The following is a 19,640-nucleotide window of genomic DNA, read 5'->3' as shown; positions in this document are numbered from 1 at the left end:
CGACCCCCGGCCGGGAGCCAGGGGTCGCCCCCAAGCCGCCGAGCCGGAAGAACACCGTGACCGTCACCGACCACAGCCAGCAGCTCATCACCGTCGCCGCGCAGGCGGCGGCCGACAAGCTCGCGCACAACATCATCGCCTTCGACGTCAGCGAGGTGCTGTCGATCACCGACGCCTTCCTGATCGCCTCCGCCAACAACGACCGCCAGGTCCGGTCGATCGCCGAGGAGATCGAGGACCAGCTGCGCGAGCAGCTGGACATCAAGCCGGTGCGCCGCGAGGGCGAGCGCGACGGCCGCTGGATCCTGCTCGACTACCTGGACATCGTCGTGCACGTCCAGCACTCCGAGGAGCGCTCCTTCTACTCGCTGGACCGCCTCTGGAAGGACTGCCCCGAGCTGCCGCTGCCCGAGGACGCCCTGGCCTCGCGCAACCGGCCCGACGCCCACACCGACGAGGCCGGCAACGCCGTCGCCCCGGCCGACGACTTCGGCAAGCCCGAGGACCTGCACTGAGCCGGGACGGGCGGGGACCGCGCATCGTCTTCTGGCGCCACGGTCAGACCTCCTGGAACCTGGAGTCCCGCTTCCAGGGCACCACGGACATCGAACTGACCGGCCAGGGCGTCCTGCAGGCCCAGCGGGCGGCCCGGCTGCTCTCCGGCCTGCGCCCCGACCTGCTGATCTCCTCCGACCTCACCCGGGCCAAGCGCACGGCCGAGGAGCTGGCCAAGGTCACCGGCCTCGACGTGCAGCACCACGAGGGCCTGCGGGAGACCTACGCGGGCTCCTGGCAGGGCCTGACCAACGCCGAGATCCGCGTCCGCCACCCGGAGGAGTACGCGGCCTGGGCGGCCGGCGAGCCGGTGCGGCGCGGCGGCGGCGAACTGGCCACCGAGGTCGCCGACCGCTCGGTGCCGGTCGTGCTGGAGGCCGTCGACAAGCTGCCGGAGGACGGGACGCTGGTGGTGGTCAGCCACGGCGGCACCATCCGCACCATGCTCGGGCGGCTGCTGGACCTGGACCCGGTCCAGTGGGAGTGCTTCGGGGGGCTGTCCAACTGCTGCTGGTCGGTGCTCGGGCAGGGGGCGCGCGGCTGGCGCCTGCTGGAGCACAACGCGGGCACGCTCCCGCAGCCGGTCATCGGCGACGACACCTGAGCGACGGGCGCGTCGTGGGGTGGGTGGGGTGGCGGGCACGCAGGGGGTTTGCCCGGGGGCTCGCAGGAGCTTTGCAGGGGCGGATTTCGCAGTTCCGGGCCTGACCAGCTAGAGTCTTCCTCGTTCGCAGGGAAGGAACGCGGCCCGGAAGGGAAGCGGGAAATCCGGTGAGTGCGGGGCTGTAGCTCAGTTGGTAGAGCGCTTGCATGGCATGCAAGAGGTCCGGGGTTCAATTCCCCGTAGCTCCACTCCGCACCAGTGATCCTGTTCGATCAGGAGCGCCCGTGTCGCGGGGCTGTAGCTCAGTTGGTAGAGCGCTTGCATGGCATGCAAGAGGTCCGGGGTTCAATTCCCCGTAGCTCCACAGCAGTCGAGAGGCCGTCACCCATCGGGTGGCGGCCTCTCGCGTTGCCGGGCGCTGGGCGCTGCTCCGGGGGCCTGCCGGCTTCGGCCCCGGCTCCGGTCCCGGCCGCCGAGTCGGCGGGTGGCGGGTGGCGGGTGGCGGGTGGCGGGCGCGGGGTGGGGCGCAGGCCTCGGGGAGCGGGAGCGTGGACCTTGAGGGGCGGGAACGCGGGCCCCGGGGAAGGGGAAGGCCGGCCCCGGGCAACGGGAACGCCGGCCCCGGGGAACGGATTCGTGGAGCACCCCCGGGACCGTGTAAAGTAGTCGATGTCGCCGAGGGAAACCGGACGGAAACGGTCGAAAGCCCCCGGTGACATCGCAGGTCAAGGGGCTGTAGCTCAGTTGGTAGAGCGCTTGCATGGCATGCAAGAGGTCCGGGGTTCAATTCCCCGTAGCTCCACAGCAGTCGAGGGCCGCCTCCCGAAATGGGAGGCGGCCCTTCGGCGTTCTGCTCATGCCACCGGCGGGAGAGCCGGAAAGACCGCTACCGTCGTGCCATGGCCGATCTGGAGCGAAGGCGGAACGAGGAACTGGCCCGGATACTGCACCAGCTCGGCTGGAGTCCGGAACGGCTCGCCCGCGAGGTGAGCCTCGCCCTGCCGCCAGGCCTGGCCATCAGCTCCACCGCCCCCTACAAGTGGCGCGACCGCGGCATGGTGCCGCGCAGCCCGCACGACCAGACCGTCTGCGAAGTGCTCAGCCGCACCCTCGGCATCGCCGTCACCTACGAGCAGCTCTGGGGCCGGATGGGCGGCCACCGCGGCGCCAAGATCCTCTCTCCCCGGCTGCTCACCGACCCGTGGACCGCCGACACGGCCCAGACCGCGCTGCGCGAGGCCGCCACCGACGCCGGGCCCGTCCGCCTCACCGACCTCTTCCGCGGCGCCGACCTCGACCAGGCCGCCGAACGGCTCGCCTCCCCGCCCCCGCCCGTCGGGGGCGGCGAAGGCGCGCTGCGCATCGACCCCGGCCTCGTCGGCGACCTCGGCCTGTCCTACCGCAGCAAGCAGCGGCTCGAACGCTCCTGCGGCGGCGGACTCGTCCTCGGCCCCACCCGGGCCGAACTCGCCATGCTGGCCAAGCTGCTGGAACTCGGCGCCTACGACGAACGGGTCGGCCGCGAGCTGTACGGCACGGCCAGCCGGCTCGCCCGGCTGGCCGGCTGGGCCGCGTACGACCTCGGCCACGACGCGGCCGCCCAGCGCGCCTTCGTCGCCGCCCTGCGGGCCGCCCACGTCAGCGGCGACGCCCGGCTCGGCGTCGCCGTGCTCGGCGGCCTGGTGGTGCTCGCCACCCAGGGCACCGGCGGGCGCGGCCTGGACGCCGTCGCCGCGCTCAACACGGCCCTGGCGCGGCACGGCTCCGTACTGAGCCCCGCCGGGCGGGCCCGGCAACTCGGCCGGATCGCCCGCGCGCACGGCCGCCGGGGCGAGGCCGAACAGGCCGAGGCCGCCGCCGCCCGGGCCTTCGCCGAACTCGACGGCGTGCCCGGCACGGCGGAGGCCCGCGCCGAACTCGCCGGGATGGTGGGGGAGGGCCGCCTGGCACTCGGCCAGCACCGGATGGCCAAGGCGCTGCTCGCCGAGGCCGTCGCCGGCCTGGGGGCCGGCCGCGGGCGGTCCAAGGCGCTGCTGATGGTCCGCCTCGCCGAGACCCACCGGCGCCTCGGCGACCAGCGGGAGGCCGCCCGTACGGCGTCGCTCGCCCGGGCGCTCGCGGCGGGCATGCAGTCCGAGCGGCTGGCGCGGGCGCTGCGCGACTTCGACGCGGCGACGAGGGCGGCGGCGTCGGCGGGACGGTGAGGGCGGCGGGGCGGTGAGGGCGGTGAGGGCGGTGAGGGCGGTGAGGGCGGCGTCGGCGGGGCGGTGAGGCCCGTGCACGGCGGGGCGGTCTGCGCGCGGCAGGGCGGTCGGTGGGGCCCGTGCGGGGCGGGCCGGGTGCCGTCCGGCCCCGGTGGACACCCGGGAGCGCGCTGACCTGCTTGCGGTACCCTGAGCCCATGCGAACCGTGCGCCTGCTCCTTAGCCGGCCGCGCTGACCAGGACCGGTTGCGCCTCGGGCGGTGCCGGAGTCGGCGTGGCGTCCCCTCCTGCGAGGGGATTTTTTGTTTTCCGCCCCCGTTCACGGGCCGGCCGTGTGCGCGGTTCGCCAACTGACATCAATGGAGCTTGAAGGACCATGAGCGAGACGACCCCTGCGTCCGGCACGGCCGAGACCGTGACCGAGCCGTTCCGGTACAGCGCCGCGCTGGCGGCGGAGATCGAGTCCCGCTGGCAGGACATCTGGGAGAAGGAGGGCACCTTCAACGCCCCCAACCCCGCCGGTGCGCTGGCCGACCCGGCGGCCGGTGACGTCGCCGCGAAGCCGCACAGCTTCATCATGGACATGTTCCCGTACCCCTCGGGCGCGGGCCTGCACGTCGGCCACCCGCTGGGCTACATCGCCACCGACGTCTACGCCCGCTACCAGCGGATGACCGGCCACAACGTGCTGCACACGCTGGGCTACGACGCGTTCGGCCTGCCCGCCGAGCAGTACGCGGTGCAGACCGGCACCCACCCGCGGGTCTCCACCGAGGCCAACATCGCCAACATGCGCCAGCAGCTGCGCCGGCTGGGCCTGGGCCACGACCCGCGCCGCTCGATCTCCACGATCGACCCGGAGTACTACCGCTGGACCCAGTGGATCTTCCTGCAGATCTTCAACTCCTGGTACGACGAGCAGGCCGGCCGGGCCCGCCCGATCACCGAGCTGATCGCCCGCTTCGAGTCCGGCGCGAAGCCGACCCCGGACGGGCGCCCGTGGGCCGCCCTGTCCGCCGCCGAGCGCGACGAACTGCTGGGCGAGTACCGGCTGGCGTACTCCAAGGAGGTGCCGGTCAACTGGTGCCCCGGCCTGGGCACCGTCCTGGCCAACGAGGAGGTCACCGCGGACGGCCGCTCCGAGCGCGGCAACTTCCCGGTGTTCAAGTCCAACCTGCGCCAGTGGATGATGCGCATCACCGCGTACTCCGACCGCCTGATCTCCGACCTGGACCTGCTGGACTGGCCCGAGGCCATCAAGCTGCAGCAGCGCAACTGGATCGGGCGCTCCGAGGGCGCCCGGGTCGACTTCGCCGTCGGCTCCGGTGAGAAGATCACCGTCTTCACCACCCGGCCCGACACCCTGTTCGGCGCCACCTACATGGTGCTGGCCCCCGAGCACGGCCTGGTCGACTCGATCGTCCCGGCCGCCTGGCCCGAGGACGTGCCCGCCGAGTGGACCGGCGGCGCCGCCACCCCCGCCGAGGCCGTCGCCGCCTACCGCGCCACCGCCGCCGCCAAGTCGGACGTCGAGCGGCAGGTCGAGGCCAAGGTCAAGACCGGCGTCTTCACCGGCGCCTACGCCGTGAACCCGGTCAGCGGCGCGTCCGTCCCGGTGTTCATCGCCGACTACGTGCTGATGGGCTACGGCACCGGCGCCATCATGGCCGTCCCCGCCCACGACCACCGCGACTTCGCCTTCGCTCGCGCCTTCGCGCTGCCGATGCGCTGCGTCGTCCAGCCCACCGACGGGCGCGGCGAGGACCCGGCCGCCTGGGACGACGCCTTCGACACCTACGACTCCGTCATCGTCAACTCCGCCCGGGACGGGCTGACGCTGGACGGGCTGAGCGTCGTCGACGCCAAGGCCGCCGTCACCGCCTGGCTGGCCGAGCGCGGCATCGGCGAGGGCACCGTCAACTACCGCCTGCGCGACTGGCTGTTCAGCCGCCAGCGGTACTGGGGCGAGCCCTTCCCGATCGTCTACGACGAGGACGGCGTCATGCACGCGCTGCCCGAGTCGATGCTGCCGGTCGAGGTCCCCGAGGTCGAGGACTACTCGCCGCACACCTACGACCCGTTCGACTCCACCTCCTCGCCCAAGACCCCGCTGTCGCGCAACGAGGCCTGGGTCAACGTCGAACTGGACCTGGGCGACGGCGTTCGCACGTACCGGCGTGAGACCAACACCATGCCCAACTGGGCGGGTTCGTGCTGGTACGAGCTGCGCTACGTCGACCCGTCGAACTCCTCGGCGGTCGTCGACCCGGCCAACGAGAAGTACTGGCTGGGCCCGACCGCGAACAAGCCTGCCGGTGGCGCCGACCTGTACGTCGGCGGTGCCGAGCACGCCGTGCTGCACCTGCTGTACGCGCGCTTCTGGCACAAGGTGCTGCACGACCTGGGCCACGTCTCGTCCGTCGAGCCGTTCCACAAGCTGTTCAACCAGGGCATGATCACCGCCGACGTCTACCGCGACGAGCGTGGCTTCCCGGTGCCCGCCGCCGAGGTCGAGGAGCGCGACGGCCAGTACTTCTGGCAGGGCGAGGCCGTCAAGCGCGAGGCCGGCAAGATGGGCAAGTCCCTGAAGAACGCCGTCGCCCCTGACGACATCGCCGACGAGTACGGCGCCGACACGCTGCGCCTGTACGAGATGTCCATGGGCCCGCTGGACGTCTCCCGCCCCTGGGACACCCGCGCCGTCGTCGGCTCGTACCGCTTCCTGCAGCGGCTGTGGCGCAACATCGTCTCGGAGACCACCGGCGACCTCGTCGTCACCGAGGAGGAGCCGGACGAGGCGACGCTGCGCGCCCTGCACAAGGCGATCGACGGCATCCGCGGCGACATGGCCGGGCTGCGGTTCAACACGGCCGTCGCCAAGGCGATCGAGCTGAACAACTACCTGGTCAAGCGCGGCTCCACGCCGCGTGCCGTGGCCGAGCAGCTGGTCCTGGTCGTGGCGCCGCTGGCCCCGCACATCGCCGAGGAACTGTGGCGCCGCCTGGGCCACGGCGAATCGCTGGCGCACACCGACTACCCGGTCGCCGACCCGGCGTACGTGGTGGACGAGACGGTGACCTGCGTGGTGCAGCTCAAGGGCAAGGTGAAGGCCCGGCTGGAGGTCGCGCCGACGATCTCGGACGCCGAGCTGGAGGCGCTGGCGCTGGCCGACCCGGCCGTCGTCGCGGCGATCGGCGACGCTCCGGTGCGCAAGGTGATCGCACGGGCGCCGAAGCTGGTGAACATCGTTACCGGCTGAGGTCGGGGCTGGGGCTGAGAGGCCGGGGTTGAGGCCGGGGCCGGGGCTGAGGTTGAGGCCGGTGGGCTGGTTGTCGGTTGGCTGAGTGCCGGCGGGCTGAAGCTGAGGCTGAGGTCGGCCGGCTGAGGCCGATGGGGCGGGTGTCCTTCGGGGCGCCCGCCCTTGCTCGTGCCCAGGGGCCCGGGGGCACCAGCGAACCCTCGGGGAGATCCCCGATCTGTCCCTGATCTCCGCCGCCCGGGACCGTTCGGCCCGCCTCGGGCCCGATCCTGCGGCTACCGTGGAACCCTCGGCAGTACGGCCCGCGTTGGGTCCGGTGGGGGCCGAAACGGTGGCGGAAGGTGGCTCGCGATGGACGCGTTCGGCGTGATGATCGGCCTGGTCCTGCTCTTCGGGATCGCGGCGTTCGCCCTGGCCGTGATCGGCACGGTCAAGGCGGCGAAGGCCGTCGCCACGAAGATCGGGCGGCACGAGGCCAACGCCCGGCGCGCCGTGGAGAACGCCACCCTCAAGGCGAAGACCTTCACCAAGGTCGGACCGCCCGGCCAGATCGCCGCCGTCCGGCTCGGCCTGCGCACCTCGCTCGACGGCACCCGGCAGGTACTGGAGAGCGGCCTCCCGCAGGACGGCCAGCTCGGCGAGGCCCTCGCCCTGCTCGGCAGGCTCGACGCGCACGCCGCCGAACTCGACGGCGAACTGCGGATGCTGGAACGCGAGCCGGACACCGCGCGGATCGCGGCCAAGCTGCCGGAGCTGCGCGAACGTGCCGAACGGATCACCCACTCGGCGGAGACCATGCGCTGGGCCGCGCAGGACCGGATGCACCGGTTCGCGGACGACGAGCTGGGCCGGCTCAGCCAGGAGTGCGAGAGCGAGGCGGGAGCACTGCGGCACTGGGACACCTCGGAGGGGCCTTCGTCCTCGTCCTCCTCCGGGTCCGCTGCCGCCTCTGCCGCCTCTGCCGCCGCCTCCTCCGCGTCCTCGGGTTCGGGTTCGGGGGCGGCCCCCGGGGGCGCTGCGCGGGCCGGGTTGACGGACGGGAAGGGGCGCCCGGGCGCCGAGGAACTCCTCGGGCTCGCCGACCCGCTGGCCAAGCTGGCCCAGCGGCTGCGGAAGCCGTCGGCGGGGCCCACGGCGGGCTGAGCCTGCGCGCGCCGGTGCGGGGCGGCTCCGGGCCGGGTGCCGGCGGTGCTGCGGCGGCGCTGCGACCGTGCTTCGGCGGGCGTTGCGACCGCGCTTCGGTGCCGTCCCCGGGGCCCTTCGGGGCTCGCACCCGGGCGCTGTCCTCCCGGACGAACGGGGAGTAATCTCCGCCTCATGCCCTCTGACCTCGCACTTGTCACCGACTCCACGGCCTATCTGCCGCAGGAGACCCTCGACCGGTACGGGATCACGGTGGTCCCGCTGAGCGTCGCGGTCGGTGACTCGGTCCTGTGCGAAGGCGTCGAGATCTCCCCCAAGGACGTCGCCGAGGCGCTGCGCGACAAGCAGCGGGTGACGACCTCCCGGCCGAACCCCGAGACCTTCGCCGCCGCCTATCGGGCCGCCGCCGAGGCCGGGGCGAAGGGCATCGTCTCGGTGCACATCTCCGGCGAACTGTCCGGCACGGTGGAGGCCGCCCGGCTGGCGGCCGCCGAGGCGCCCGTACCGGTGCGGGTGGTGGACAGCCGACTGGTCGGCATGGCCCTCGGGTACGCGGTACTGGCGGCGGCCGAGGCGATCGAGGCCGGGCGGAGCCTGCCGGCGGCGGCCGAGGCCGCCACCCGGCGGGCGGCCGTGACCAGCGGGTTCTTCTACGTCGACACCCTGGAACACCTGCGCAGGGGCGGCCGGATCGGGGCGGCGCGGGCGCTGCTCGGGTCGGCGCTGGCGGTCAAGCCGCTGCTGCACCTGGACGGGGGGCGGATCGAACCGCTGGAGAAGGTGCGCACCGCGTCGCGGGCGATCGCGCGCTTGGAGGAGATCGCGGTCGAGCGGTCGGGGGACGGGGAGGTCGACATCACCGTGCACCACCTGGCGGCCGAGGAACGGGCCGAGCCGCTCGCGGAGCGGCTGCGGGCGCGGGTGCCGGGGCTGCGGGAGCTGTACGTGGGTGAGGTGGGGGCGGTGATCGGTGCGCACGTCGGGCCCGGGCTGCTCGCGGTGGTCGTCGCGCCGTGCTGAGGGGGCTGGTCGCGCCGCGTCGCGGGCTCTGGTCGAGTTGCCTTGAGAGGGCCCTGGTCAACTCGGGGTGGATCCGATCACTCGCGTGAGTGAGCTGTTTTATCCACAACTCCTGGGTTATCCACAGGGTTTCGGTAATTTCTGCGCACTCTGCCGAGGACTCCTACCGTCCTCGGCATGACGACCTTGGGCCTGGGCGCGGCGAAGCGCCACGAGATCAACGAGACCGTCCGGCTGCGGATGGCGGCGCTGCTGCCGGTCGGGGGCGGCGTCGCGGGCGATGCGGCGGGCGATGCGGCGGGAGCTGGGGCCGGGGGCGGAGCCGGGGCGGGCGGGCAGGTGGGCTCCGGTGCCGCGGCGGGGGAGCGGCCTCCGTCGGCGGGGCCTGCGCCGCCTGTGCCGTTGGTGCCGGTTGGGATGGGCGGTGACGTGGACCCGCCGGCGCCGGGGGCAGGGTCGCGCCTTCGATTCGGCTCGGCGACGGCACTCGACCGGCGGGCGGTGGCCGGGTTGGCCGTCCTGCTGCTGTTCGCGGTCGGCTACGCCGTGCAGCACTTCTGGCTGGCCAGACCGCAGGCGGTCGCCGTGCCGGCGTTGGCGTCCGCCCCGGCCTCACCGGGGCCGGAGGGGGCGGAGGGGGCGGCATCCGCGTCCGTGCCGACTCCGGCCCCGGGCTCGGGCTTGGGGTCAGGCTCGGGGTCGGCCTCGGTTGCGGCGGCCGATCCCGTCGGCCCCGGGGGCGGGCCGGTCGTCGTGGTCGACATCGGCGGGCGGGTCCACCTCTCCGGCCTGCACACCCTGCCCGGCGGCTCGCGGGTGGCCGACGCCCTACGGGCGGCCGGCGGCCCGTTGCCGGAGACGGACACCCGAAGCCTCAACCTGGCCCGGGTGCTGACGGACGGTGAACAGATCCTGGTCGGCGAGCCGGCTCAGGCCTCCGCCCCGGGCGCCGGAGCCGGCAACGGACCGCCGGCGGCGGGCACTCCCAGACCGCCCGTCAGCCTCAACCGCGCCAGCCTCGAACAGCTCGACACCCTCCCCGGGGTCGGCCCGACCCTCGCCCAGCGCATCCTCGCCTACCGCACGTCGCACGGCTCGTTCCGCACGCTCGACCAGCTCCGGCAGGTCAGCGGCGTCGGGGCGCGCACGTTCGCGGAACTCCGCCCGCTGCTGACCCTCTGACCTCCCTTCCCGTCGTCCGCCCGCCCGTCGTCGTTCGTCCGTCCCCCGTTCGCCCGTCCGTCGTCGTTCGTCCGTCGCCGCCACCCGCCGAAGGGAGGTACCGCCGTGCCCGCCACCACCGACCCGAACCTGCAGAACCGCTCCACCGGCGCCGACTTCCGGCTGCTGCTTCCCGCCGTCTCGGCCTGGGTGGTGACGGCCGCGCTCCTCGGCCTGGAACCGGGGCACGACGTCCTCGCCTTCGGCCTGGCGGGTGCCGCCGCGCTGGCGGCCGTCCTGCTGCTCGCCAGGCCCGCGGTCCTACACCGACGTGAAGCGGCGGTGGCCCTGGCCGCCGTCCTGCTCACCGGAGCCGCGGCCGCGGTGGCCACCCCGCTGCACACCGCCGATCTGCACCGGGGGCCGCTGCCGGAGCTCGTCCGCGCGGCCGAGCACGCCCCAGCGCGATCCCCGGGCGAGCCCGCCCGGGTGGTGGAAGTGGAACTGACCGTCTCCGGGGACCCGAAGTCCCACGCGGCCCGGGGCGGGACCGTCGGCGGGCAGACCCTCCTCACCGTCGACGCGGTGGCCGACCGGGTCACGCTCCTGCCGGACGGGGGGAGCACCCGGACGCGGACCCCGGTGACCGTCATGGTCCGGGGCGCGGAGTCCGGGGCCTGGCAGCGGCTGCTCCCGTCGGAGCGGTTGGCGGTGGAGGCCGAGGTACGGCCCGCGGGAGACGGCTACGACACCGAGTGCGCGGCGCTGCTGGTCGTCCACGGCCCGCCCCGGCACCTCTCGCCGCCGAGCTTGCCGCAGCGGATCGCCGGGCGGCTGCGGGCCGGTCTGCGCACGGCCAGCGACGGGCTCCCACCGGACGCGCGCGGGCTGCTCCCGGGCCTGGTCGTCGGGGACACCTCGCGACTGCCGGACGACCTTGAGGAAGCCTTCCGGGCCACCGATCTGGTGCACCTGGTGGCGGTGAGCGGGGCCAACCTGGCGATCGTCCTCGGTGCGCTGCTGGGCGCCCCGGGGCAGGCCGGGACCCCGGAACGACGCGGGCTGGCCGCGGTGCTGGGGCTCTCGCTGCGCACCAGCGCGCTGCTCGGGACGGCGCTGACGCTGGCCTTCGTCACCGTCTGCCGGCCGGAGCCCAGCGTGCTGCGCGCGGCCGGGACGGGGCTGATCGGCATGCTCGCGCTGGCCACCGGCCGCCCCCGGCAGGCGGTGCCCGCGCTCGCCGGGACGGTCCTGGTGCTCGTCCTGCTCGACCCTTTCCTGGCGCGTTCCTTCGGATTCCTACTCTCGGTGCTCGCCACGGCCGGGCTGCTCGTCCTCGGGCCGCACTGGGCCGAGGCGCTGCGGTCCCGGCGCTGGCCGCACCAGCTGGCGGGAGCCCTGGCGGCGACGGCTGCCGCCCAGGCCCTGTGCGCACCGGTGACGGTGGTGCTGTCCGGGCACGTCAGCCTGGTCGCGATCCCGTGCAACCTGCTGGCCGAACTGGCGGTGGCCCCGGCGACCCTGCTCGGCTTCGGGGTGCTCGTGCTGCAGCCGATCCTCCCGGATCTCGCCCGCCTGCTCGCGGAGCCGGCCGGAGTGCCGGTCTGCTGGCTCGCCCTGGTGGCGCGGCGCGGCGCCGAACTGCCGGGCGGCCAACTCTCCTGGCCGGGCGGGTGGTTCGGGACGGCCACGGTCGCGCTGGTCACCCTGGCGGCCTGCTGGGCGCTGCCGCTCGTGGTGCCGCGCCGGGTGCGGTCCGGCGATTCCGTTCGCGCCCGGCGGCGGTGGGTGCGGGTGGTGGTGACGGGGGTGCTGCTCGTGGTCCTGCTGGCCGTGCTGCTGCGGCCACCGCAGCTCACCCGGATCGCCACGGGCTGGCCGCCGCCGGGGTGGCGGATGGTGATGTGCGACGTCGGCCAGGGGGACATGCTGGTGCTCGCGACCGGTGCACCGGACAGTGCGGTGGTGGTCGATGCGGGGCCGGACCCGAACGCGGCCGACAGGTGTCTGCGGGATCTGGGGGTCACGGAGGTCCCGTTGTTGTTGGTGACGCACTTCCACGCCGATCACGTCGAGGGTGTGCCGGGGGTGGTGCGGGGCCGGCGGGTCGGTGCGATCGAGGGCACGACCCTGGACGATCCACCGGGTGAGGCGGCCCGGGTGGCGGGCTGGGCGGTCGGCGCCGGTGTCCCGCTGCTGCGTGCGGGGCGCGGTGAACGGCGCTCGGTGGGCCCGGGGTTGTCCTGGGAGGTGGTCTGGCCCGACGCCGGGTCGGCTGCCGAGGCGCCGGGGGCGAACAACGCGAGTGTCGCGCTGGTGGTGTCGGTGACGGGCGGCCTGCGGATGGCCTTGCTCGGGGACCTCGAACCACCCGCCCAGTCGGCGCTGCTGGGCCGGTTGGGGCGGGTGGACGTCCTGAAGGTGGCGCACCACGGATCGGCGCATCAGGACTGGGACTTGACCGGTGCGTTGCGTCCCCGGGTGGCGTTGATCTCGTGCGGTGAGGGAAACGCGTACGGGCATCCCTCCGCGCGGACGGTGGACCGGCTGCGCGCGCTGGGTGCGAGCGTGCTGCGCACCGATCGGGTGGGCGACATCGCGGTGACGGGCGACTCGCCGGCGGTCCTCGGCGTGTCCGTGCACCCGCAGGCCTCGCACGAGGCGCGCAAGCCCCGTTCGCGCGCTGCGCACGGAGCACCCAACTCCCATACCGAGTACGGCTCGCACACCCCGCGGGCCCCGCCCGGCTGACCCCGCCCTCCTCTCCTCCCAACCATCAGGTGGGGAAGGGAAAGGGGTTGGGGTGGGGAGGAGGGAGGAGGGAGGGAGGGGGGCGGGGGGGCGGGGCCCGGAGAACGGTAGCGGCGCGCTCCGGGGACGTCCGGAGCGCGCCGCGGCATGGGTGCCCGTGGCGGTGCGCCGCTCCGGACCGTCGAGCGTGCGCCGTTCGCCGGGCCGACCGGGTCAGCAGGAGATGTTGCCGCCGCCGACGTCGGTGCCGAGGACGCCGACGAAGTTCTGGAAGAGGTTGATGCGGTCGTTGCGCTCGTCCGGGTTCTGGCCGTCGCATTCCAGGGCGCCGTTGATGCTGCGGATCGTCTGGCCGAAGCCCTGGTTGTTGACGATCGCGTCGTGCGGGGTCATCGTCCCGGCGCCTCTCTGGGTGTCCCAGAACCAGAGGCCGGTCTTCCAGGAGACGGCGGAGTCCCGCTCCACCTGGTACGGGTCGTCCAGCAGGTCGATGTTCAGGGCGTCGCCCGCCGCCTTGTAGTTGAAGTTCCAGCTGATCTGGAGCGGGCCGCGCCCGTAGTAGGCGCTCTGGCCGGCCGGGCAGCCGTAGGGCTGCGAGGCGTCGCAGTAGTGGCTGTAGTTGGCGGTGTTCTGCTCGACGACGTACTGCAGACCGCCGGTCTCGTGGCTGACGTTGGCGAGGAACGCGACCGCCTCCCGCTTGCGCGTCGCGTCGTCGCCGGTGGTGGCGAACCCGGGGTAGGCGCTCAGCGCATTGACCAGACCGTCGTAGGTGTAGAAGGAGTTCCGGTTCGGGAACATCTGGTTGAACTGGGCCTCGCTGACCACGAACCCGTCGGCGGAGGCGGGCGTCGCCGGAACGGCGACCGCCAACCCGCTCGCGACGGCGGCGGCGCTCAGCACGGCCAGAACGCGGGACCGGGTCCGGGACAGGGCGTGGGATACCGACATCTGCACTCCTTCGGTGGCGTGGACCGAGCCGCTGAGTCTCTGAGGGCAGCTGACTCGGATGCTCAAAGATTCGCGGACGAAGCAACGTCCGCAGCATGGCACGCGCTTGGTGTGAGGAGGCGTCGAATTGACGGTTGATCACTCGATGGAGGGGCGGCTCATTCGTGGGTTGACGGCCCGGCCCGCCCCCCCGGGCGGGTGGCCGGGCGGGGCGCAGCGCCGTTCCCGGGGTCCGTTCCCCGTCGAAGGTTCCGGGCCGGGCCGGGGCCCGGCCGTCGGGGTCAGCCTTCCTCGCGCCAGCCCTCGTGTTCGGCGGCGAGGGTGTCGAGGGCGTGCAGCAGGGTCGGGGTCCAGCCGTCCTCCGGGGGCTCGACGACGACCAGCCACTGGGCGTCCTCGGCGTCGTCCTCGCCGGCCAGGGCGTCCCGGACGAGGTCGAGCTCGCCGAGGTCGGGGTGGGCGGCGCTGAGCTCCTCGGAGGCATCCTCGGCGGCGTCGCGGTCGGGCAGGACGAGCAGTTGCCGGGCGTGCGGGTCGTTGATGTCCGGCAGGTCGGTGGTGTGGTTCTCGGTCACCGGGCCATTCTCCAGGTCGGGTGGTCCGCCCGGTCGGGCAGGTGGGGCAGGGCGGGCCGGAGAGGCCAGGGCGGGCAGGGGCGGCCGGGTCGGGGGAGGCCGGGGTCGCCCCGGGCGGGAGTGTCGGCGCCCCGTGGGATGCTGGTAGGCGATGGCCAGGAAGAGTGCACCCGACGACCTGCTCGCCCCGCTGACCCTCGCGGTCGGCCAGGAGGAGCTGCTGCTGGACCGCGCGGTCGCCCAGGTGGTGGCGGCGGCGAAGGCGGCGGACCCGGACACCGACGTACGGGATATCCCACCCGGTGGCCTGCAGCCGGGCAGTCTGGCCGAGCTGACCACGCCGTCGCTGTTCGCCGAGCGCAAGGTGATCGTGGTCCGGGCCGCGCAGGACCTCTCCGCCGACTCGGTGAAGGAGGTCAAGGCGTACATCGAGGCGCCGGCCGAAGAAGTGATCATGGTGCTGGCGCACGCGGGCGGGGCCAAGGGCAAGGGTCTGCTGGACGCCGGGCGCAAGGCGGGCGGTCGCGAGGTGGCGTGCGCGAAGCTGACCAAGGCGAGCGAGCGGCTGGCCTTCGTCCGGGGTGAGTTCCGTACGTTGGGCCGCTCGGCCACGCCGGAGGCCTGCCAGGCCCTGCTGGACTCGCTCGGCAGCGACCTGCGCGAGCTGGCGGCCGCGTGCAGCCAGCTGACCTCGGATGTCGAGGGAACGATCGACGAGACGGTGGTGGCCCGCTACTACAGCGGCCGGGCCGAGGCGACGGGCTTCGAGGTGGCCGATCTGGCGGTCACCGGCCGGGCGGCGGAGGCGCTGGAGCGGCTGCGCTGGGCGCTGGCGGTGGGGCAGCCGCCGACCGGCATCACCTACGCGCTGGCTTCCGGCGTGCGCAGCATCGGGCGGCTGGCGACCACCGGGCGGAACATGCGTCCGGCCGACCTGGCCCGCGAGTTGGGCATGCCGCCGTGGAAGGTCGAGCGGGTGCGCCAGCAGATGCGCGGCTGGACGGGCGACGGGGTGGCCACCGCGCTGACCGCGATCGCCCAGGCCGATGCCGCCGTCAAGGGCGGTTCGGACGATCCGGCCTTCGCGCTGGAGCGCGCGGTGGTGGCCGTCGCCCGGGCCGCTCGGGCCGGGTCCCGCCCGGCGTACTGACGGCACGGCCACCGGGGGCGGACCCGGCTACCTGCCGATCCGCCTGCTCACCGCCCCGCCGCCTGCTCACCGCCCCGCCGCCCCGCCGCCTGCTCACCGCCCCGCCGATCCGCCGACCCGCCTGCTCGCCGCCCCGCCGCCTGCTCACCGACCCGCCGACCCGCCTGCTCGCCGCCCCGCCTACTTGCTCATCGAGCGGACGGTCTCCCAGGTGTCGGCCTGCAGGGCCGTCCGGAGTTCCTCCTTGGTCGGCACCTTGCTCTTGCCCTCCGTGTAGCTGCCGTTCCAGGAGATGTAGTACGTCATCCCGCCGTCGCGGACGTCCACTTCGGCGCTGACACTGTGCCACGTCTTGTCCGAGGCCCCCGGGTCGTCCTTGTAGAGGAAGTACGCCTCCTCGCCGAGGCCCGGGATGTCGCTGATCTGGTAGTCCCGCGCCCGGTAGGCCTCCTTGGCGGCCGCGAACTCCGGTGCGGGGTTGACCGCCCTGTGCAGGTCGGCGCGCAGGTAGACGGAGGCGTACTCGCTGGTGGAGGCGGTGTCGCCGATGCGCTTGAGCGACATCGAGCAGGTCATGCTGTCCAGGGCCGGGTGCCGGTCGCTGTGGTGGGTCGGCGAGCTGGTGTCCGAGGAGCTGTAGATCTTGAGGAGGTCGTTCGGCCTCCCGGTGGCGCAGAGATCGTCCGTGACGTGGTAGCTGCCGGTGCTGCGCGCCGAGGCGTCGGTGCTGACCAGGTCGGGCACGACCAGCACGGCGGTCGCCCAGCCGGCCGAGGCGAGCAGCGCGCCGGCGAAGGCCCAGACGGCGTTGCGGCGCAGGTTGCCGCCCGAGCGTGGCGGTGTGCCGCCACCACCCGGCGCGAGCGTGGGCGGCATCCCCGGCGCGGTGGGCAGCCCGGGCGGCGGTCCGAAGCCCTGCGTCGGCGCTCGGAGCCCCGGCGCGCCCGTCCCCGGCGCCTGCTGCGGGAAGCCGTACCCCGCCCCGTTCGGCGCCGCCGGCTGTGGCTGTGATCGTGGTGGCGGTGGCGGCGTCGTCATGAAGTCCCCCTCGGGCCCGGCGCCGAGCTGCTCCCCGCACCCCGGTCGCGCGTGACCGACGATAGCGGCCGGGCCACGGAACGCGACAGGCGCCGCAGTGGGCCTCTGGGGAAGAGGCCGACTACGGCGCCTGTCGTACTGCTTCGTGCACCGCACCCGCGTGGCGAACGCAGGCCGCGTGCGGTGCGAGTCTCGCGCGCCTCAGGGGTCCGGGTAGAGGGCCGGGTCCGTCCCGAGGCGGTGGGGGCCGTGGCCCCCGGGGCGTCAGGCCTGGGCGGCCGCGTTGACGCGCTTGGTGATGGCCGACTTCTTGTTGGCGGCCTGGTTGGCGTGGATGACGCCCTTGCTCACGGCCTTGTCCAGCGCCTTGGAGGCGGCGCGGGCCAGCTCGGTGGCCTTCTCGGTCTCACCGGAGGCAGCGGCCTCGCGGGCCTTGCGCAGGGCGGTCTTCAGCGAGGACTTGACGGCCTTGTTGCGCAGGCGCGCCTTCTCGTTGGTCTTGTTGCGCTTGATCTGGGACTTGATGTTCGCCACGAAGGAGCCTCAGTCTTGTCTAAAAGGATTGAACGGGCTGCACCGCGCGGCCGCCGGGCAGCTGAGAGGGCATGCCGGGGCCAGGTGCAGCAGCCCACGCTACCAGGGGCCCGCCACCCGCCCCAAACCGGCTGCGCGATCGCCTGCCCAACCGCACCGCCTGCGCAAGCCGCACCGCCTGCCCAACCGCACCGCCCGAGCAGCCGCAGCAACCGCAGGAACCGCAGCAACCGCAGGAACGCAGGAACCGCCTGCGCGCTGGCCTACGCGCTGAGCACCGGTTCCCCGTAGTGCTCGACCTCCGGGAACGGCCGGTAGAAGCGGTGCAGTAGGTCCCGCCACTGCTGGTACTCGGCCGAGCCGCGGAACCCCTCGGTGTGGTCCGCGAGCGTCTCCCACTCCACCTGGAGGAGGAACCGCGGGCCGTGCCCCTCGTCGAGGCGGCGCCGTAGTTCCAGGGAGCGGAAGCCGTGCTGGACGGCGATCAGCGGACGGGCCTCGGCGAATGCGGCGAGGAACTCGTCCTCCCGGCCGGGCAGGACGTCGAGCAGGGCGCTTTCCAGGATCATGGCGGCCATCCTGCCGCCTGGCGCGGGGCCGGAGAAGGTTCGGGGCGGACCGAACGGCGGCCCGCGCCGTGGTCGTGGGAAGATGGGAGGAACTATTTCGATCGGACGAGACTGTCCGGTCCCCGGGAAAACCGGTCAGCGATGACCAGGACACCCCCGGCCCCGGACCAACGGAGAATCGGACCAAGGTGCCCGCGACCCCCAGCAATGTGCCAGAGCCCAGCCGTACCGACCCGGCGCTGATCCGCAACTTCTGCATCATCGCCCACATCGACCACGGCAAGTCGACGCTCGCAGACCGGATGCTGCAGATCACGGGCGTCGTCGACCCGCGGCAGATGCGTGCCCAGTACCTCGACCGCATGGACATCGAGCGCGAGCGCGGCATCACCATCAAGTCGCAGGCGGTCCGCCTCCCGTGGGCGCCGAAGACCGGTCCGGATGCCGGGACGACGCACATCCTCAACATGATCGACACGCCCGGCCACGTGGACTTCACGTACGAGGTGTCCCGCTCCCTCGCGGCCTGCGAGGGCACCATCCTGGTGGTCGACGCGGCCCAGGGCATCGAGGCGCAGACCCTCGCCAACCTGTACCTGGCGCTGGAGAACGACCTCACGATCGTCCCGGTGCTGAACAAGATCGACCTGCCGGCCGCCCAGCCGGAGAAGTACGCGGCGGAGATCGCACACATCATCGGCTGCGACCCCTCGGACGTGCTGCAGGTCAGCGCCAAGACCGGCCTCGGCGTCGAGGACCTGCTGGACCACGTCGTCAACACCATCCCGGCCCCGGTCGGCGTCAAGAACGCCCCGGCCCGCGCGATGATCTTCGACTCGGTGTACGACTCCTACCGCGGCGTGGTCACCTACGTGCGTGTCGTGGACGGGCAGCTCACCAAGCGCGAGCGGATCGCGATGATGTCCACCGGCGCCACCCACGAGCTGCTGGAGATCGGCGTCATCTCGCCCGAGCCGAAGGTCGCCGACGGCCTGGGCGTCGGCGAGGTGGGCTACATCATCACCGGGGTGAAGGACGTCCGGCAGTCCAAGGTCGGTGACACCATCACCTCGATGCACAAGGGTGCGACCGAGGCGCTGGGGGGCTACAAGGAGCCCCGCCCGATGGTGTTCTCCGGCCTGTACCCGCTGGACGGCTCGGACTACCCGCTGCTGCGCGACGCCCTGGACAAGCTGCGGCTGAACGACGCTGCGCTGGTGTACGAGCCGGAGACCTCGGTCGCGCTCGGATTCGGCTACCGCTGCGGCTTCCTCGGCCTGCTGCACCTGGAGATCATCCGGGAGCGCCTGGAGCGCGAGTTCAACCTCGACCTGATCTCCACCGCCCCGAACGTGGTCTACCGGGTGATCATGGAGGACGGCACCGAGCACACCGTCACCAACCCGAGCGAGTTCCCGACGGGCAAGCTCGCGGAGGTGTACGAGCCGGTCGTGCGCGGCACCATCCTGGCGCCCAACGAGTTCGTCGGCGCGATCATGGAGCTCTGCCAGGCCCGCCGGGGCAACCTGCAGGGCATGGACTACCTGTCCGAGGACCGGGTCGAGCTGCGCTACACCCTGCCCCTCGCCGAGATCGTCTTCGACTTCTTCGACCAGCTGAAGTCCAAGACCCGCGGCTACGCCTCGCTCGACTACGAGCCCATCGGCGAGCAGTCCGCCCAGCTGGTGAAGGTCGACATCCTGCTGCACGGCGACGCGGTGGACGCCTTCTCCGCGATCGTGCACAAGGACAAGGCCTACGGCTACGGCGTGATGATGGCGGGCAAGCTGCAGAAGCTCATCCCGCGCCAGCAGTTCGAGGTGCCGATCCAGGCGGCCATCGGCTCCCGGGTGATCGCCCGTGAGACGGTCCGCGCGATCCGCAAGGACGTCCTCGCCAAGTGCTACGGCGGTGACATCTCGCGCAAGCGCAAGCTGCTGGAGAAGCAGAAGGAAGGCAAGAAGCGGATGAAGATGGTCGGCCGCGTGGAGGTCCCGCAGGAGGCCTTCATCGCCGCGCTGTCCACCGACGCCGAGACGCCGAAGGAAAAGAAGTAACCACAGGCGTGTGAGAGGGCCCGGGCGAGCAGACCGCCCGGGCCCTTCCTCGTCTCCCGGTCGTCGGTC

At 73.2% G+C, this 19,640-nt stretch carries 15 protein-coding genes and 3 tRNA genes; 13 read left to right on the top strand and 5 right to left on the bottom strand.

The window, feature by feature from the left end:
- Positions 1 to 56 precede the first annotated feature (56 nt).
- From rsfS to ACIPLC_RS04750, 11 genes are all read left to right on the top strand, one after another.
- On the top strand, positions 57 to 515 hold the full coding sequence (gene rsfS / locus ACIPLC_RS04800) for a ribosome silencing factor (RefSeq protein ID WP_400471103.1): 459 nt from the start codon (positions 57 to 59) through the stop codon (positions 513 to 515).
- Positions 512 to 1,159: a histidine phosphatase family protein gene (locus ACIPLC_RS04795; protein ID WP_400471245.1), complete on the top strand. Its 648-nt coding sequence runs from the start codon at positions 512 to 514 to the stop codon at positions 1,157 to 1,159. Before rsfS ends, ACIPLC_RS04795 begins: the two co-directional genes overlap by 4 nt.
- 175 nt (positions 1,160 to 1,334) lie before the next feature.
- Positions 1,335 to 1,407: transfer RNA gene (locus tag ACIPLC_RS04790), tRNA-Ala, on the top strand.
- A 43-nt stretch (positions 1,408 to 1,450) separates the two neighbouring features.
- A tRNA-Ala gene (locus ACIPLC_RS04785) sits at positions 1,451 to 1,523 on the top strand.
- Positions 1,524 to 1,888: 365 nt separating this feature from the next.
- Positions 1,889 to 1,961: transfer RNA gene (locus ACIPLC_RS04780), tRNA-Ala, on the top strand.
- A gap of 97 nt (positions 1,962 to 2,058) precedes the next feature.
- Positions 2,059 to 3,363 carry a hypothetical protein gene (locus tag ACIPLC_RS04775; protein ID WP_400471101.1) on the top strand — a complete coding sequence of 435 codons (1,305 nt, stop codon included), beginning with the start codon at positions 2,059 to 2,061 and terminating at the stop codon, positions 3,361 to 3,363.
- A 376-nt stretch (positions 3,364 to 3,739) separates the two neighbouring features.
- Complete coding sequence (gene leuS, locus ACIPLC_RS04770) at positions 3,740 to 6,622, top strand: leucine--tRNA ligase (RefSeq protein WP_400471100.1); 2,883 nt, start codon at positions 3,740 to 3,742, stop codon at positions 6,620 to 6,622.
- Positions 6,623 to 6,973: 351 nt separating this feature from the next.
- Positions 6,974 to 7,765, top strand: coding sequence for a hypothetical protein (locus tag ACIPLC_RS04765; RefSeq protein WP_400471098.1), 792 nt, complete (start codon positions 6,974 to 6,976; stop codon positions 7,763 to 7,765).
- Between the two features lie 174 nt (positions 7,766 to 7,939).
- Entirely contained in the window at positions 7,940 to 8,785 is an 846-nt protein-coding gene (locus ACIPLC_RS04760) for a DegV family protein (protein WP_400471096.1), read from the top strand.
- A gap of 177 nt (positions 8,786 to 8,962) precedes the next feature.
- Entirely contained in the window at positions 8,963 to 9,967 is a 1,005-nt protein-coding gene (locus tag ACIPLC_RS04755; RefSeq protein ID WP_400471095.1) for a ComEA family DNA-binding protein, read from the top strand.
- Between the two features lie 105 nt (positions 9,968 to 10,072).
- Complete coding sequence (locus ACIPLC_RS04750) at positions 10,073 to 12,697, top strand: ComEC/Rec2 family competence protein (RefSeq protein WP_400471093.1); 2,625 nt, start codon at positions 10,073 to 10,075, stop codon at positions 12,695 to 12,697.
- Positions 12,698 to 12,910: 213 nt separating this feature from the next.
- Here ACIPLC_RS04750 and ACIPLC_RS04745 read toward each other — a convergent pair whose 3' ends face one another.
- Complete coding sequence (locus ACIPLC_RS04745) at positions 12,911 to 13,648, bottom strand: chitinase (RefSeq protein WP_400471091.1); 738 nt, start codon at positions 13,646 to 13,648, stop codon at positions 12,911 to 12,913.
- 281 nt (positions 13,649 to 13,929) lie between these two features.
- Positions 13,930 to 14,223 (bottom strand): hypothetical protein, encoded by a 294-nt coding sequence (locus tag ACIPLC_RS04740; protein WP_400471089.1) that lies wholly within the window; start codon positions 14,221 to 14,223, stop codon positions 13,930 to 13,932.
- 151 nt (positions 14,224 to 14,374) lie between these two features.
- On the opposite strand from ACIPLC_RS04740, the gene holA reads away from it, so the two are divergent.
- Positions 14,375 to 15,373: a DNA polymerase III subunit delta gene (holA, locus tag ACIPLC_RS04735; protein ID WP_400471087.1), complete on the top strand. Its 999-nt coding sequence runs from the start codon at positions 14,375 to 14,377 to the stop codon at positions 15,371 to 15,373.
- 180 nt (positions 15,374 to 15,553) lie between these two features.
- Here holA and ACIPLC_RS04730 read toward each other — a convergent pair whose 3' ends face one another.
- The 3 genes from ACIPLC_RS04730 to ACIPLC_RS04720 all read right to left on the bottom strand — a co-directional run bounded on the left by ACIPLC_RS04730 (position 15,554) and on the right by ACIPLC_RS04720 (position 17,514).
- Complete coding sequence (locus ACIPLC_RS04730) at positions 15,554 to 16,249, bottom strand: hypothetical protein (protein WP_400471085.1); 696 nt, start codon at positions 16,247 to 16,249, stop codon at positions 15,554 to 15,556.
- A gap of 426 nt (positions 16,250 to 16,675) precedes the next feature.
- Complete coding sequence (gene rpsT / locus ACIPLC_RS04725; RefSeq protein ID WP_400471083.1) at positions 16,676 to 16,945, bottom strand: 30S ribosomal protein S20; 270 nt, start codon at positions 16,943 to 16,945, stop codon at positions 16,676 to 16,678.
- Positions 16,946 to 17,208: 263 nt separating this feature from the next.
- Positions 17,209 to 17,514, bottom strand: coding sequence for an antibiotic biosynthesis monooxygenase family protein (locus ACIPLC_RS04720; RefSeq protein WP_400471081.1), 306 nt, complete (start codon positions 17,512 to 17,514; stop codon positions 17,209 to 17,211).
- A 188-nt stretch (positions 17,515 to 17,702) separates the two neighbouring features.
- Here ACIPLC_RS04720 and lepA point away from each other — a divergent pair, with 188 nt between their 5' ends.
- On the top strand, positions 17,703 to 19,571 hold the full coding sequence (gene lepA / locus ACIPLC_RS04715; RefSeq protein WP_400471079.1) for a translation elongation factor 4: 1,869 nt from the start codon (positions 17,703 to 17,705) through the stop codon (positions 19,569 to 19,571).
- The last annotated feature ends 69 nt before the right edge of the window (positions 19,572 to 19,640 follow it).

Source organism: Kitasatospora sp. NPDC086801, from assembly GCF_044745805.1.
In the GTDB taxonomy this organism is placed as follows: domain Bacteria; phylum Actinomycetota; class Actinomycetes; order Streptomycetales; family Streptomycetaceae; genus Kitasatospora.
This window is presented reverse-complemented; position numbering and strand designations above follow the sequence as displayed.